Here is a 15,216-nt window from a genome sequence, read left to right on the forward strand (position 1 = left end):
CCTCTCTTAGCGCGGATACGCAGCAGAGACCCCTCCATCGACGTTGAGCATATTGCCGGTGCTCTTGCTGGAGCGCGTTGGCGAGGCAAAGAACGCTACTGCTTCCGCAATATCTGCGGGCAAAATATTGACGCCAAGCGTGGTTCGTTTGCGATAGACCTCTTCCAACTGGTCAGGCGCAACCCCATAGGTCGCAGCGCGTTCCTCTCGCCAGGAGCTTCCCCAGATGCGCGAGCCGGAAAGCACTGCATCAGGATTGACTGTGTTGACGCGAATGCCGAACTGGCCTCCTTCTTCGGCAAGACAGCGTGCCAGGTGGGCTTCGGCTGCCTTGGCAGTCGAATAGGCGGCAGCATTTTTGCCCGCGACCAACGCGTTCTTGCTAGCAACGAAAACGAGACTGCCTCCACATCCCTGTTGCTGCAACAGCTGAAAACCAGCGCGCGCCACCAGAAAATAGCCAGTGGCGAGCACATTCCAGTTCTTGTTCCACTCGGCCAGGCTGGTCTCGGTGATGGGTGCGCTGGAGGCGAGTCCTGCGTTGTTGACAATAATATCGATGCCACCGAAGGTCAGGGCTGCCTGCTCAAACGCTGCCTGCACACTCTCCTCATTGGTCACATCCATTCTGAGAGCAAGCGCTCGCCCCGCACCGTACTGCTGATTAAGAGCGGTGGCCAGTTGTTCCGCGCCGGCAAGATCGATATCGGTGGCCATGATGTGCGCGCCATCCTGCGCGAGGCGTCGACAGATGGCCGAGCCAATCCCGCCAGCCGCACCAGTGACCAGTACCACGCGTCGCGCAAACTCGCGCTCAGGAGGAGCGAGCTTGAGTTTATACTGCTCCAGTGGCCAGTACTCGACCGCATAGCTTTCCGCGTCCAAAAGCGAAATAAAACCGCCACAGGCTTCAGCCCCACGCATGACGGCAATGGCGCGATGATAGAGTTGCGCTGAGACATCAGCCAGAGCCATATCTTTGCCTGTGGTAAACATACCAACACCGGGAATCAGAATCACTCGAGGATGCGGATCACTAGCCGCATCTGCTTCACGAAAGACCGGGAGGGAGGCATCAGGATCAAGGTTCTGGCTGAGGTTATCTGCAAGATACTGGCGATAACGGGTCACATAGGCCGCGATCCCGGTCTCCACTGCTTCAGCCAGGATTTCACGGCCCTGGTCGGGAGTCCACTCGACCAGCAAAGGCCAGGGTTTGGTATGGACTAGGTGATCCGGGCAGGCCGCGCCGATGGTGGTCAGACGAGAAGCATCCTGGCTGGACACGAAGGTGAGCACATCTTCGTCATCTTCAAACCGCAGGATCTGGTGTTTATCCACAGAGACCAATCCACGTAGCGTCGATGTGATCTGCGAGGCAATGGACCTTCGTTCTTCTGTTGGGAGAGAAGGGACACGCAGGCCACCAAAGAGTGGTCGTCGTGCTTCTGAGATTCGATTTTCCACAAATGCACGCGCACGGGCAATTGTCGAGCATGTAGAGGCGTAGCACTCCTCGTCGGTCTCGCCCCAGGTGATCAATCCGTGTTTGGCTAGGATGACTAACCTGGCCTCTGGATGTGCATGCACGGCCAGGGCAACCTCGCGAGCCAGCCCGAAGCCAGGGCGACGGTAAGGTATCCAGAGCAGATCCTCGCCAAAGCACGCGCGAGCAAGCTCTTCTCCGTTGGCAGCACAGGCAAAATAATTGGTCGCGTCCGCGTGGGTATGGTCAATATGGGCGAAGGGCAAAAACGCGTGTAAGAGTGTTTCGATAGAGGGGCGTGGGCGACCAGGATCGAAGAAGCAGTGTCCCAGGTACGCGACCATCTCTGCATCGCTCATCTGCTCGCGCTCCAGTAAGGGCAGCAAATCATCCAGATACAGACCAGTAAACGACGCTTCAGTGCAGCTTGCCAGGTCCGAGCCAGAGCCTTTGACCCACAGAATACGGGCCGTTTGTCCGCGAAAATCCCGTTCGTCCGCTTTGGCAGAAGTGTTGCCGCCGCCCCAGTTGCAGACGGAACGGTCAGCTCCCAGCCGGCGTGACCGCTCGACGAGTTGGGCCAGGGTGGACGAGAAAAGCAAAGATGCCATAATCAATTCCTCGGGTCTTTTAAACAGAAGTAATAAAGCACTATCTTCTCAGGAAGCGAGAGTCAGTTGCGCACCGGCTTATGCACCAGGATAGCCACTTACGCTTTCGCCCAGCGTGCGCTCACGAGCTACTTGCTCAGCATAGCCACTGGAGCGGAAGGCTGCAATGGGATCGGGATCGAGTCCCTGACGCACACGGACTTCTGCGAGCAGCGGGCGCACATCGGTTTCATACGCAGCCTGGAGCACGCGATATGCACCCAGAACGTCGCCGCTCTCCTGCGCCTGCTGCAAGGCCACACGATCGACCAGCAGTGCTTTCGCATAGGCCGTCTGGATATGGAGGACACTCTGAATCATCGCTTCAATCTTGGGCTCGATATTGTGCGATTGATCGATCATATACGCGATGCGACTGGCATTGGCATTGTTCTCGTGCTGCGCACCAACAATCTCATGGAAAATACAAAAGAGTTCAAAGGGGTTGAGTGATCCAGCAATCAGATCATCATCGGCGTACTTGCGATCATTGAAATGAAACCCACCCAGGCGATCCTCATCCAGCAACTGCGCGACAATCTGCGCGATGTTGGTTCCCTGGGGATGATGGCCGGTATCCACGAGCACCTCGGCGTTTCGTCCCAATTTCTGTGTCATGAGGAGCGACGTTCCCCAATCAGGAAGATCCGTCGAGTAAAAGGCTGGCTCGAAAAACTTATACTCAATCAAGAGACGCATCTTGTCAGGCAAGGCGGAGTAGATGGTCTGGAGTGAATCGAGGAGGCGATGGCGACGGTGGCGCAGGTCATCCTGGCCAGGATAGTTGGTACCGTCAGCCAGCCATAGACTGACCACATTCGAGTCTATGCTGTGCGCGATCTCAATGCAGGAGAGGACATGCGCAATCGCCTGGGAGCGCACTCCCTTGTCGAAATGACTGAGACTCCCAAAACGATAAGCATGATCCTGGAAGAGATTAGGATTGACCGCACCCAGGCGCAAACTCAGATGCTCGGCATACGTCTTGATCTCTTGCCAGTCATCAACCTGGTCCCAGGGAATGTGCAGCGCGACCGTTGGGCAACAACCTGTGACGCGCTGCACCTGGGCAGCATCAGCCAACTTCTCGCGCAGGTCGCGCGCCGCCCCTGGCCAGGGAAACACTTTGAAGCGCGTCCCCGAATTGCCGTAGCCCCACGAAGGAGTCTCGATGGAAAATATCTGTATGTGCGCGATCACCTGTTCAATGTCAGTGCCCTGTCGAGCCAGTGTCGCACGTATCTGTTCAAAGTGTTCGGCCATAGCTTTGCTCCTCTTCTTCATCGAAATCCAGATGCAGCATCCCTCTGAGAACGAGTGAAAACGTTCTGAAAGCCCCATCGGCGGAAAACAAAAAACTGAACCAGTTCACTTGAAACGTTTCAATTAGTATAGGAGATGAAGTGCGCTCTTGTCAAGAGCACACAAGAGGAGGCATTGCCCTTTATAGAAGTAACAAACCCTTTCCAGAAGCAGATGCTTCCAGCCGGCCCCTTTTCGATCAGCCTTCGGCCTGCTATACTACAGAACACTAATGAAACGTTTCACTAGGAATGACGCAACACGCAGAGGGGATGAGATTATGCTCTTCTCAAGAGCAGGGAAAAGAAAAGCGCATGGTAAGTATTCGTGATGTTGCCGAAAAGGCGGGAGTATCGTTGGGAACGGTCTCCAATGTACTCAATCGCCCGGAGATCGTCGCAGAGACAACACGGCAGCGTGTGCAGGCAGCAATCAAGGAACTGGGATTTGTGCGCAATGCCCCAGCGCATCAATTGCGGGCTGGGAGCAGTCGCTACCTCGGCCTGGTAGTTCTAGATATAACCAATCCTTTTTTTACCGAAGTGGCACGTGGTGTTGAAGACGCGGCAAATGAGGCTGGCTACATCGTCATCCTCTGCAATTCAGATGGTTCACTGGAGAAAGAGCGCAGCTATCTGCATATGCTCGAAGAGCAGCGAATTGCAGGAGTCTTGATTACTCCGGCCAGCAATGACCTGAGCGATCTCCAACGCTTGTACCAGCAGGATATCGCAGTGGTGCTCCTTGATCGACCAGACCAGACGCAGAGTCTTTGCTCAGTTGCTGTTGATGATCGACAAGGAGGGGCGCTGGCCACAAACCATTTGCTGGAACGTGGGCACCGATGTATCGCTTTTGTGAGTGGTCCCCTCAGTATTCGTCAGTGTGAAGAGCGGCAAGAGGGCATGTATCAGGCGATCAAAACAGCAGGCCTTGATCCTAACCAGGTGATAGTTGAGATTTCTGCAGGAACGCAGAATACTCGTGCTGGTGAGCAATGCGTAGAGACATTATTGCACCATGAGCGCAAGCCAACGGCTGTCTTTTGTGCCAATGATTTACTGGCGCTCGGCGTGATGCGCGGCTTGCTCCAGCGTGGCATCCAGATTCCTAATGAGATGGCCCTGATCGGCTATGATGATATCGAGTTTGCCAGTGCCCTTTCGCCCGCGCTGTCCTCCATTCGTCAACCGAAGTACCTGCTGGGACGAACGGCGACAGAACTCCTCCTGGACGAGATGGCAAATCGTGAAAAACATCAGCATCAGCACATCATCTACCAGCCAGAACTGGTTATACGGACCTCGACCTTCCTGATGAAAAACGCGTCCGCGTTCTGACAAGAAAAAGGGTGCATTTCAGCTGGGTGAGGCAGCGAGTGATCCTAGTATTTCGCGCAGTCGTAGCGCGTTATGGATGGCGTATGCCTCGGAATCATTGTTGAAATAGGCATAGATTTCTCGTCCCTGTTCCGCATCGTGTGCGAGTCGTTGGGCCCAGACGGACAGCTCATCGTCACTAAGACCAATGCCGTTGGCCCCGGAGTGAAAACGCACGTATCCAAATGATCCCAGGGGAGGAAGATCGAGGGGCGTCGGGAGCGTTCCGCCAATCGCTATGGCTAGCGTAGTGTTGCTGGTGGGTGTAAATAGCTGCGCTATCCTGGTCGCCATATCTGTTGCGAACCAGGAGACATCGCGGACCTCAATAGCTACCTGAAGCTTGTGTGGAAGCTGGCTGAGAAATTGTTCCAAGCGCTCCGGATTGGCATGCCAGTGAGGAGGGAGCTGAAAAAGGAATGGCCCCAACTGTTCTCCCAGTCCCTCGGCGGTAGTGAGGAGGCGGTTTATCCCTTCTTCTGCGTTCAGAAGCTTTTTCATATGCGTAAGGTAGCGACTACCCTTAACCGCGAAGCGAAACCTGGGATGCGAGCGTGTTTGCTCACTCCACGCGTGAAACTGTTCGTATGTGGGCAGACGGTAAAAACTTCGATTAATCTCGACTGTGGGAAAGTGCTGAGCGTAGTATGCCAGGTGCTCACGCATGGGTAGATGTGTTGGATAGAAACGCCCAATCCAGTGCGGATAGATCCAACCTGATGTGCCAATCCAGATCATAAGTCCATCCTCCGGAATTGTCCTGGTAAAGGTGTTTCTCTTCATTGCGGATCATAGGGTACACGAGGCAGGAGGGTGATTGGTCGCATCGTTCTTGATTACAAGATGGCGCATGTGTGCCATGGATGGTTTCCAGAGAACCCAAAAATGCTCATAAAACCACAACTGATCTGTGAATTGTAAATGCTATACTCTTTTCATGCAAACGCCAGACGCACTTCGTGGAAGTTGCAGAATTCCTAATTTATTTAGGTTAAAGCTGCATAAAGCATGAAGAGATGCTTTTTAGCAAGAGGAGAGATTCATGCGGATTGGTGAACAAGTTCTTTTTATGAGCATGCCATTTGCTTCGAGCCGGCGTCCTTCTCTTGGACTGAGCCTTCTTCAAGCAAAGCTTCAAGAGTCTTCTATCCCCTCCTTTATTTGGTACCCCTTTCTCCCCTTTGTTCCCAGAGTAGGAACAAAATTCTATGAAGAGATTGCTGATGGCAAATACCCCTCTAACTACTTGCTTGGTGAATGGATCTTTGCTCCCTGGTTGATGAGTGATCCACAGAATTCCTCGTGGGACAGTGAGTATGATGAAAAGTATTTACAGTATCTACAACAGCCCAAGAACTGGTTGGATGTTCTCTATTCCAGGGGTATTGCTCAGGAAGATGCCGATACTGTGAGGCATGTGCGTCAGCTCATACCTGCTTTTTTTGAAGATACTCTCAATGCTATCGAGTGGGATGAGATACAGTTTGTAGGCTTCACCAGCGTATTTCAGCAGCATGTCGCCTCCCTTGCATTTGCACGCATATTAAAAGAACGCTATCCGCACCTCACGATCGTCTTTGGTGGAGCAAATGTTGAAGGCCCAATGGGTCGCGGTCTACTACGGTCATTCCCCTGGGTTGATGCCGTTGTCTCTGGTGAGGGGGAAAATATAATTATCCCTCTGGTAAAGGCTGTCCTTAATAAGGAAGATTATGCCCATGTACCAGGAGTATGGACCAGGCGAACCGTTACATCAGCCCAGGTTCCAGCAGTAAAAATGGATGAGCTGCCGTATCCCATCTTCGAGGATTTTTTTGCACAGCATAATGTTAACGAGATCAAGGATAGTGTCTCGCCTTCTATCATGGTAGAGACCTCTCGTGGATGCTGGTGGGGGCAACGCTCGCACTGTACCTTCTGTGGACTCAATGGCTTGAATATGGCCTTCCGGAGTAAAAGTCCAGAGCGAGCCTTACGGGAAATCACGGAATTGTGGGACCGCTATGCGGATCGAGCAGCGAATGTGCTTGCCGTTGATAACATCCTCGACTACCGCTATATCAATACGCTTCTGCCACAGCTTGCACAACATCCCAAGCGGTTTAGCTTATTTTATGAAACCAAAGCGAATCTCAAGAAGCAGCAAATCGCGAACTTCGCAGAGGCCCATATAGACCGTGTTCAACCTGGTATCGAAAGCCTGTCCACCCATGTACTCAAAGTGATGCGTAAAGGCGTTTCAGCATTGAATAACGTGCAGATGCTCAAGTGGTGCCACGAGTATGGGATCACGCCTTACTGGAATATTCTCTGGGGATTTCCTGGCGAGCAACCAGAAGATTATGCCCAGGCCAATGAATGGGCCAAGCGCATCTTCCATCTGCGTCCACCTGTCGCCTTTGCTCCAGTTCGGCTCGATCGTTTCAGCCCGCTGTTCAATGAAGCCCAGGAGTTTGGTATTAAAGATATCAAGCCAACATTGGCTTATGAACATATCTTTCCTGGATTATCACCACAGGAGCGTTTCGACCTGGCCTACTTCTTTGATTATGATTATCAAGAAAAACCGGGAAGCGGTTATACAACGGACCTTATTCAAACGGTCAGGCAATGGACGAGCGCGCATAGCAGCGCCACCCTCTTCTATTGCCCCGTTGGTACCCGCACCTTGCTCGTTGATACGCGAACGGAACAACACCTCTGGCTGCTTGACCAGGAGTACCTGGCATTGCTTGACGCGCTTGATGCGATTGCCATCAAAAGCGACCTGGCCGGACATTTGAATATGGATCCAGAAATGCTCTCCATGATGCTCCAAACTCTTGACGAACACCAGTGGATCATCCAGGAGGAGAATAGGGTGCTTGGTCTCGCCATTCGTCTGGGGAGATACCAGCCGTCAGGTCAAGCGCAGCGCTTCCTGGCTTCCATATTTGACGGCACAGGGCAAGCGACCGTCGCTGGTCACATTAGAACTCCAGTCGCAGTCTCATAAGAAAATATTAGACTTTAGACCCGAATTGTATACAGCAGGTAATTAGGATGTACTCAATTAGGGCACAAAAATTGGAGGATATTCTAATGGCAGACGAACAGAATCCAACAAATGAACAGAAGCCAGAAGGCGAAGCGAAGCGCATTACGCTCGACCCTTCAAAGTTTACGATCAGCGAGGATGGGAAGGTCATTTTGACTGCGCCAGAATTTGCTGATGCATTGCGCGCTGCGGCAGACGATGATGAGAATAGCGGCCATGGGGTTGGCGTTGCCGTAATCTGGTAGTTTTCAACAACACACAGGAACTTTCAGGAACACCCATCGAGACCAACTCATGATGAGCATCAATGGATCATCCAGGAGGAGAACAGGGTTCGTGATCTTGTCATTTGTTTGAGAAGATGCCAGGCGCCAGGTCAGGTAAGCGGCTATTTCGAGTCGCTTTAGCGGTTCAGCAAGTTCTTTGTGCTAGCTCTAGCTGTATTGATAGGGCTAACGAATGCAAGCGTTAGCCTCTAGTTTACAAAAATTGGAGGATATTCCAATGGCAGACGAACAGAATCCAACAAATGAACAGAAGCCAGAAGGCGAAGAGAAACGCATTACGCTCGATCCCTCAAAGTTTACGATCAGCGAGGATGGGAAGGTCATTTTGACTGCGCCAGAATTTGCTGATGCATTGCGCGCTGCGGCAGACGATGATGATGCCAATGGCCATGGGATTGGCGTTGCAGTAGTTTTCTAGTACCACAGCGTCCGGTTGGATTGATGAGTTTGTGAAACACAACGCTTGTTTCTCCAACGCATCGTTGTACATCCCCTGACCGGTTGTTGGCTAACTTTGTTCTCCTCCTGGGTGATTCATTGGTGCGATTCTTGCTTTTTATAGAGGAGTCGCACCAAAAAGAAAGTGTGGGCGATGAACATGTTCGCTGCTGACTACTTGATCAAATCTATTTTCCCCAACGGATTACAAATATTAGTACAGCCTCGCAGATATGCGCGTACAACCAGTTGGGGCATTTTTGTTAATCATGGAGTCCGTGATGAAACCAAAGAAAGTAATGGCATAAGCCATTTTATGGAGCATGTGATCTTTAATGCTCAATATCGTAGTCAGTCTGAGCTTGCTCGACTGGTGCAGCAAGGAGCAATTGTTGAGGCATTCACCACAAAGGAATATACTCAGTTTTCGGTGACGACGGTACCTGCTGAAAATGATGCCGCTTTACAGAGTCTGGCGACATTGATCCGTCGACCCTCGTTCAATACGTCGCTTATTGAAACAGAACGGGGGGTCATTGATCAGGAGATCAAGACCTTTATGTCCACCCGGAAGTCACTTGATGAGTGGGTTGAGCGAGCGCTTTTTGGCAATAGGAGCCTGGGATTATTTACACTGGGGCCACGTGAGAATCTAGACACCTTTAACGAAGCGAATTTGCAGGAGCGTTACAGCACCTATTATACGCCCTTGCGCACGGTCATTATCTGTCAGGGAGCTGTAGAAGGAACTGAGGTGCTGGAGAAAGTTTTTGATGCTTTCCATGATTGGGCGCAAAAGCCTACCTCTATTCCTCCACCCAGATTCGAGGATGTGCCGCAAATGATAGGCATCCCTACCTCGTCCCAGCAAGTTTCTTTATACGTTGCATTTCGCGGCCCAAGCCTGACAAATATTGACCGATTACCTTTTTCGCTGATAGCAGATTGCCTGGGGTTAGGAGTCGGATCACGGCTCTGGAACTCCTTACGTGAAGAACGTCAACTGGTCTATGAAATACAAGCGACACCAACCACTTATGGTGTCGCCGGGTATATGACCATTCGGCTTTCTTGTGAGCGAAATAAGGTGCGCGAGGTGATTCAAGTGTTGCTCGCGGAGATTGCAAAATTGCATCAAGGCCTGGATGATTCAGAGCTAGAACGAGCGCGAACGATACGAACAACGGGTCTGCTTCATCAACACGAGAATTCACGTTTGATGCTTCCTTCTACCGGGAAATTTGCCGTCAATGGGCTTACGTTATTTGTCGATACTGAAATCCAGAGTTTGAAACTGGTTACAACGGATGATACTGCACGTGTCGCTCGTCAGTACTTGAATGAAGATACTCTTGCAATTGTGGCGTATGGATTAAGTCGAGAAGAATTACTCAATAGCGTTGCCTAGTGTGAAACGCCTGCCTGGCGGGCATACAAAAAGAAGGGAAAGTTCATATGGCTATACCTGTTGAGGGTCAATCTCCGCTACGTTTGCTTGTATTGCCAGTCTTGTTAGCGCTGATGGAAGGTGAGCGCACATGTAGCGATATTGCACGACAATCCAACTTAAGCGTTTCAAAAGTCAACAGCATTCTCGAGGAGTTGCTCGATCGGCACCTGATTATCGAGACGACACCGTTAACGCGCGATCAATTTAATGAGCCGCGTTATCGGATTGCGGACGGCGAGGCGGCAATGGCAACACTAACAAGCGAGTTGTCTGAAAATCCGATCCCTTATGTCTTGCAGATTCTTGATGCTGTCCGCAATGAATTGCCTAAAGCGGTACAACAAAGCAAAAGTATTCAGGCATGGTATTCACGTTTGATCCTTACCCCGGAGGTTGCCCATCAGTTAGTAGACCGTTTGTTTCAGCTGATGAATGAGTTTGAAGAGATGCAGACGCCTGCACCACTTGAAGCATCAGACGGCTCTTTGTTCGCGGCACCTCAGAGAAATTCTTATCGGCTCTGCATCGCCTTCTACCAGGTTGGCGCAGAGGAGACGCATCCATAAAATTGTGCCAGCGTGCCAACAGTCGTAGAGGGGTGAAGAAGGCCATGCTATTTCAAACACTACCGCGATCATTGGGTAAATTGCTTATTAACCGCGAATATGCATTTTTATGGGGCGGGCAAGCGGTTTCGTCATTGGGTGATTCAACCTTCGATCTGACGTTAGTGGTGTGGATCGCTGCCCTCATTGCACGGCAGGCTGATGGACAAGCGGCGACATGGGCACCAGTAGCGGTAAGTGGTGTCTTGATAGCCGTCGCCTTGCCATCCCTGCTCTTTGGACCGATTGCGGGAGTGTTTGTTGATCGTTGGGAGAAAAAGAGTGTCATGCTTTGGGCGGATTGTATCCGCATGTTCCTGGTTCTCTTGTTGGTCCTTGTATCTGGCTCCTCCTTTTTCCCCTGGAAACCTGATCGAGCCGTCCAACTTGGCGCCATTTACGTGACTGTCTTTCTGGCAAGCATCTGTTCACAATTCTTCTCTCCAGCACGAGCTGCGCTCATTAATGATCTTGTTGATAAAGAACAATTAGGGCGAGCAGCGGGACTGGCGCAAGTTTCCCAAAGTATTGCATTGATTATGGGACCACCACTCGCTGCGCCCGTTCTCTTTGGTTTTGGGGTCGAGTGGGCCCTGCTCTTTAATGCTGGAACGTTCCTGATATCTTTTCTCTGCGTTCTGGCTGTCCAGGCACCCGCATTCGTGAAAAGTGGTGGCAAAGTCGAGCAGCAGAAATTTACTCGTGAATTTCTTGAGGGTATTACATTTTCTATAAATAACAGAGTGCTTCGTGTACTGCTCGTGACGATCGTTGTTGTGTCGTTAGGAGCAGGAGCCATTAACGCGCTTATGGTGTTCTTTGTCAGCGATAACCTGCATGTAAATGTTACCTATGTTGGTTTATTAGATGGCTTCTTTGGGGTGGGTGTGATCATTGGCGCTCTTTTGGTATCGGTGCTTTCGAGTCGGCTTCAAGAAACTCGGATGTATACTCTGGCTATCCTGGGGTTTGGTTTGCTCTTCTTATTACTTGCCCGTACCTCAAATCTGCTCATCGCCCTGGCTATTCTTCTTTTGCTGGGTCTGGCTCAGGCCACGGTCAATGTCACCCTTGTCCCTATCGCGCTAAAGAGTGTGCCACGTGGTATGATTGGACGCGTTATAGGAACGATCAATTCATTAAGTGTACTTTCCAGCCTTATATCCGTCTCACTTGCGGGCTACCTTGCCAGTAATCTTTTTAAGGATATTCATGGCATTGTTCTGGGCTTTGCCATTGGTCCAATTGATACTATTTTTACCCTCTCAGCGCTGCTATTCCTCCTTAGCGGTATATATGCCTTTATGTACTTGCGCTCATCATCAACGCCCTCATCTGTGGATAAGGAAGCAGCGTCCCTCCAAGCGAAATGAGAAAAGTCTGCATTTATCTACCCTGATAGGGGATAGTTAGGCTACCTTTCCTTCTATCCAAGAAAACGCAACTACGGACAAGTGCTAGAGGTGCACTTGTCCGTAGTTGCGTTTCCCTCCAAGCATTTGCTGGAAGCGCTGCTATCATCTTGCTTTTTCTTATAGTTTTAGTCAAGGAGAGTGATGCTTCAAGCTATCCATCGTTGCCAATAGTACGTCCGCCTTCATTAGATATAATATGCTATATTCTGCTCCCTTGCCTAAAGTATACTTTACAAATTAGTTTTACTCTTCTATACTAGTTACTAAACATTGTGCAAACAAATAAGTCAATTGTGCAGAAAATAAGGATGTACTATGCATTCTGTCGAACGTTTGTGTCAAAAACGGCTATGTGACCATGTGTCTCAGGGGATGCTGGCCGGGACCTCTTCCCCGGTTGATCCATTGGGCAGGTTGGCCAACCTGTATCGAGAGCAACAAAAAAACGAACACACAACGCTATGGTACCAACGGGCGCTCTCGGATGAAGAACATCACTTGATAACCCATCCCCTATACCTGATAGATGCCTTCTTTGAGCACAAGCTTTGACAGGAGAAGGATGAGAATACATTCCTCTTTGCCCGACGCCTTTTCTTGCCAAATCGTGCCTGTTTGTTCCCCTTTCTTTTTCGAGAGGGCCTGCTCTTAAAAACGCTTTAAGTGCTGATGCTTCGTCTAGATACTACCCTGTGTTTTTGTACTGCCCGGCGCACATTCCACCCACAGAAATTACACAAGCTCTTGAGTGAAAATGCATGTTTCCAACGAACAACGTAACTTCGAATTGGTAAAGTGTGTAATCCAACCAGGAGGTCTACAGATGGAGGAAACGGGTTCAATCACTTCTTTCAGTGATGTCTTGAAGACGCTGCGCAAACAGAAGAAGATCACTCAACGACAGCTAGCGGAAAGATTGGGCGTTCACTATAATACAATTTCTATGTGGGAAAGAGGCAATTGCTTACCAGAGAGTAAAGGCGTCGTCCTGACATTAGCAAGACAGTTAGGATTGAATGAGGATCAGACCCATCAATTGCTGGAGGCCAGCCTGACCGCTCTTACTCCATATTGGAATGTGCCTTATCAACGCAATCCCTTCTTCACTGGCCGTGAAAGCCTTCTCTCGCATCTTTACGAATGTCTCTCTCCTGAGAGGAGCGATAGTGTTTCTCACTCCTGCGCATTGTGCGGCTTGGGAGGTGTTGGGAAGACGCAGGTTGCCATCGAATATGCATATCGCCATTTTCAGGAGTACTCTGCTGTTTTCTGGATTCATGCCGAAACGTACGAAAGCCTTCTCTCCAGCTATATTGCTCTCGCTGATTTTCTCCGTCTCCCTGAATATCAGACACGAGAGTCAAGCCAGATTGTTACTGCAACTATTCAATGGCTAAACAAACACAGTAACTGGCTACTCATCATAGATAATGTAGAAGATAGCGCCCTCATTACGCCCCTACTTCCTGTCGCCCGAAAAGGCTCTTTCCTCTTTACAACTCAACTTTCCACTTTGGGGGCGCTCGCTGAGAGCATACAACTCGAGCCGATGACACACATTGAGGGGGTGCGCTTTTTACTCCGTCGTATACGTTCGACTAACCTCGGTCTTGCTCGTTATGAGCATGAAGACGTTACCCAACTGATAGGGGTCATGGGAGGGCTGCCCCTGGCGCTTGATCAAGCTGGCGCATACATCGAGGAATCGCGTTGTCGTATTTCTGATTATCTGGATCTCTACCAGAGGTATGGAACATACTTGTTACAACATCGTGGAAGCGTTATTGTTGACCATCCTGACACGGTTTACGCAACATTATCACTTTGCCTTGAAAAAATACGACAAAGGATCCCTCTGGCAATTGAACTCCTCTATTTCTGCGCCTTCCTTTCTCCAGAGGCTATTCCAGAGGAACTTATTTATGAGGCTGCTATGCTCAATGATTCACCCCTTGCTCCACTCGCAAAAAATCCTCTCCAACTCAATGAAGTAATTCGGGAATTGCTGACATACTCCTTGCTTCAGCGAGATGCTCGTTCAAGGCTCCTTTCGATTCATCGCTTAGTGCAGGATCTTATCAAGAATATGATGGATGAAAAGAGCCTGTATTTCTATGCCGAGAGAGCCGTACGGGCTGTCAATAACAAATTTCCTGATAGCAGAACATTTACAAACTGGTCTGATTGCCAGAAGTATCTTTCTCATGCGCAGCTTTGCACCCTATTAATCGAGAAACATAAATTTACTTTTCCAGAGGCTGCACAGCTTTTGTTCCAGGTTGGTCTTTTTTTGCTTCAACAGTCTCAGTATACACAGGCTGAGCATCTCTTGTTGCAAGCTCTGGACCGATACCGGAACGTACCTGAGGAGCAGTTAAGCGTTGCTGATTGTCTCAATAACCTGGCGACGCTCTATCACGTTCTTGGGAATTATGCACAAGCAGAGTCGATGCTTCAAGAAGGGCTGGCTATCCGTCAGCGTTGTTTAGGTCTGGAGCATCAGGCATGCGCCGAGAGTTTAAACGACCTTTCCACCGTCTATTTCAGCCAGAAAAAATATATACAGGCTGAGGAGCAGTGTTTGCAGGCGCTCACGATCTGGGAGAAAAATCTTGGTCTCGATCATTCCGATGTCGCAATCAGCCTGAACAATCTGGCAAGCATCTATCAAGCTCAGGAAAAATATGAGCAGGCGGAGTCATTTCTGCTACGAGCAAGCACAATCTGGAAAAAGGTTTTAGGGGAAAGGCATCCAACCCTGGCTTTTGCTCTTGCGAATCTGGCCAAGCTCTATCAGAAGCAGGAAAAAAATTCTCAAGCTCATACCCTTTTTCAGCGAGCGCTAGCTATTAGGGAAGAGGCTCTAGGCCCCAATCACCCGCGAGTTGCTCGTAGCCTGCTTGATCTGGCGTCCTTTTACCAATCTGAAAGGGAATACGCTTTAGCTCTCACCTATTCTCAACGGGCTTTTACTATTTTTCAGGAGGCCTTTGGTCTGGAGCACGCCGATACAGTGATGGCCTCCGAGGTGGCGGCTGCGTGTTCGCAAGCACAGTCTGATTTTCTGCAGGAGCCTTCCTCCTACTCTGAAGCTGATATTTCAGAAGCTGGCTGAATCAGCCCGAGATGGGCCATATTGGACAAATAGTAGTGGGAAAAATTTTTGT

The 15,216-nt window shown here is 50.2% G+C and carries 12 protein-coding genes; 9 read left to right on the top strand and 3 right to left on the bottom strand.

Annotated elements, in window-relative coordinates:
- Positions 1-6: 6 nt before the first annotated feature.
- Both JMJ04_RS31090 and rhaI read right to left on the bottom strand, forming a co-directional pair.
- Positions 7-2,097, bottom strand: coding sequence for a bifunctional aldolase/short-chain dehydrogenase (locus JMJ04_RS31090; RefSeq protein ID WP_201374226.1), 2,091 nt, complete (start codon positions 2,095-2,097; stop codon positions 7-9).
- Between the two features lie 78 nt (positions 2,098-2,175).
- Positions 2,176-3,399: an L-rhamnose isomerase gene (gene rhaI / locus JMJ04_RS31095; RefSeq protein ID WP_201374227.1), complete on the bottom strand. Its 1,224-nt coding sequence runs from the start codon at positions 3,397-3,399 to the stop codon at positions 2,176-2,178.
- 353 nt (positions 3,400-3,752) lie between these two features.
- On the opposite strand from rhaI, the gene JMJ04_RS31100 reads away from it, so the two are divergent.
- Positions 3,753-4,778, top strand: coding sequence for a substrate-binding domain-containing protein (locus JMJ04_RS31100; protein ID WP_201374228.1), 1,026 nt, complete (start codon positions 3,753-3,755; stop codon positions 4,776-4,778).
- An 18-nt stretch (positions 4,779-4,796) separates the two neighbouring features.
- On the opposite strand, the gene JMJ04_RS31105 is transcribed toward JMJ04_RS31100, so the two are convergent.
- Positions 4,797-5,555, bottom strand: a complete 759-nt coding sequence (locus tag JMJ04_RS31105) for a DUF72 domain-containing protein (RefSeq protein ID WP_201374229.1) — start codon at positions 5,553-5,555, stop codon at positions 4,797-4,799.
- Between the two features lie 304 nt (positions 5,556-5,859).
- Here JMJ04_RS31105 and JMJ04_RS31110 point away from each other — a divergent pair, with 304 nt between their 5' ends.
- From JMJ04_RS31110 to fxsT, 8 genes are all read left to right on the top strand, one after another.
- Positions 5,860-7,812: a RiPP maturation radical SAM C-methyltransferase gene (locus JMJ04_RS31110; RefSeq protein ID WP_201374230.1), complete on the top strand. Its 1,953-nt coding sequence runs from the start codon at positions 5,860-5,862 to the stop codon at positions 7,810-7,812.
- 86 nt (positions 7,813-7,898) lie between these two features.
- Positions 7,899-8,099, top strand: a complete 201-nt coding sequence (locus tag JMJ04_RS31115) for a hypothetical protein (protein ID WP_201374231.1) — start codon at positions 7,899-7,901, stop codon at positions 8,097-8,099.
- Positions 8,100-8,358: 259 nt separating this feature from the next.
- Positions 8,359-8,559: a hypothetical protein gene (locus JMJ04_RS31120; protein WP_201374232.1), complete on the top strand. Its 201-nt coding sequence runs from the start codon at positions 8,359-8,361 to the stop codon at positions 8,557-8,559.
- Positions 8,560-8,733: 174 nt separating this feature from the next.
- Complete coding sequence (locus JMJ04_RS31125) at positions 8,734-9,987, top strand: M16 family metallopeptidase (RefSeq protein WP_201374233.1); 1,254 nt, start codon at positions 8,734-8,736, stop codon at positions 9,985-9,987.
- A 47-nt stretch (positions 9,988-10,034) separates the two neighbouring features.
- Positions 10,035-10,595 carry a helix-turn-helix domain-containing protein gene (locus tag JMJ04_RS31130; RefSeq protein WP_201374234.1) on the top strand — a complete coding sequence of 187 codons (561 nt, stop codon included), beginning with the start codon at positions 10,035-10,037 and terminating at the stop codon, positions 10,593-10,595.
- Positions 10,596-10,627: 32 nt separating this feature from the next.
- On the top strand, positions 10,628-12,007 hold the full coding sequence (locus JMJ04_RS31135) for an MFS transporter (RefSeq protein ID WP_201374235.1): 1,380 nt from the start codon (positions 10,628-10,630) through the stop codon (positions 12,005-12,007).
- A gap of 357 nt (positions 12,008-12,364) precedes the next feature.
- Positions 12,365-12,601: a hypothetical protein gene (locus JMJ04_RS31140; RefSeq protein ID WP_201374236.1), complete on the top strand. Its 237-nt coding sequence runs from the start codon at positions 12,365-12,367 to the stop codon at positions 12,599-12,601.
- A gap of 271 nt (positions 12,602-12,872) precedes the next feature.
- Positions 12,873-15,164: an FxSxx-COOH system tetratricopeptide repeat protein gene (gene fxsT, locus JMJ04_RS31145; protein ID WP_201374237.1), complete on the top strand. Its 2,292-nt coding sequence runs from the start codon at positions 12,873-12,875 to the stop codon at positions 15,162-15,164.
- Positions 15,165-15,216: the final 52 nt, after the last annotated feature.

The sequence above is a fragment of the Ktedonobacter robiniae genome, assembly GCF_016587375.1.
In the GTDB taxonomy this organism is placed as follows: domain Bacteria; phylum Chloroflexota; class Ktedonobacteria; order Ktedonobacterales; family Ktedonobacteraceae; genus Ktedonobacter; species Ktedonobacter robiniae.

Bases quoted from the DNA above. Each gene is read 5' to 3' on its own strand.
- JMJ04_RS31130 (WP_201374234.1), top strand. From the start codon at position 10,035: ATGGCTATACCTGTTGAGGGTCAATCTCCGCTACGTTTGCTTGTATTG.
- fxsT (WP_201374237.1), top strand. From the start codon at position 12,873: ATGGAGGAAACGGGTTCAATCACTTCTTTCAGTGATGTCTTGAAGACG.
- JMJ04_RS31090 (WP_201374226.1), bottom strand. From the start codon at position 2,097: ATGGCATCTTTGCTTTTCTCGTCCACCCTGGCCCAACTCGTCGAGCGG.
- JMJ04_RS31105 (WP_201374229.1), bottom strand. From the start codon at position 5,555: ATGATCTGGATTGGCACATCAGGTTGGATCTATCCGCACTGGATTGGG.
- JMJ04_RS31115 (WP_201374231.1), top strand. From the start codon at position 7,899: ATGGCAGACGAACAGAATCCAACAAATGAACAGAAGCCAGAAGGCGAA.
- JMJ04_RS31110 (WP_201374230.1), top strand. From the start codon at position 5,860: ATGCGGATTGGTGAACAAGTTCTTTTTATGAGCATGCCATTTGCTTCG.
- rhaI (WP_201374227.1), bottom strand. From the start codon at position 3,399: ATGGCCGAACACTTTGAACAGATACGTGCGACACTGGCTCGACAGGGC.
- JMJ04_RS31120 (WP_201374232.1), top strand. From the start codon at position 8,359: ATGGCAGACGAACAGAATCCAACAAATGAACAGAAGCCAGAAGGCGAA.
- JMJ04_RS31125 (WP_201374233.1), top strand. From the start codon at position 8,734: ATGAACATGTTCGCTGCTGACTACTTGATCAAATCTATTTTCCCCAAC.
- JMJ04_RS31100 (WP_201374228.1), top strand. From the start codon at position 3,753: ATGGTAAGTATTCGTGATGTTGCCGAAAAGGCGGGAGTATCGTTGGGA.
- JMJ04_RS31140 (WP_201374236.1), top strand. From the start codon at position 12,365: ATGCATTCTGTCGAACGTTTGTGTCAAAAACGGCTATGTGACCATGTG.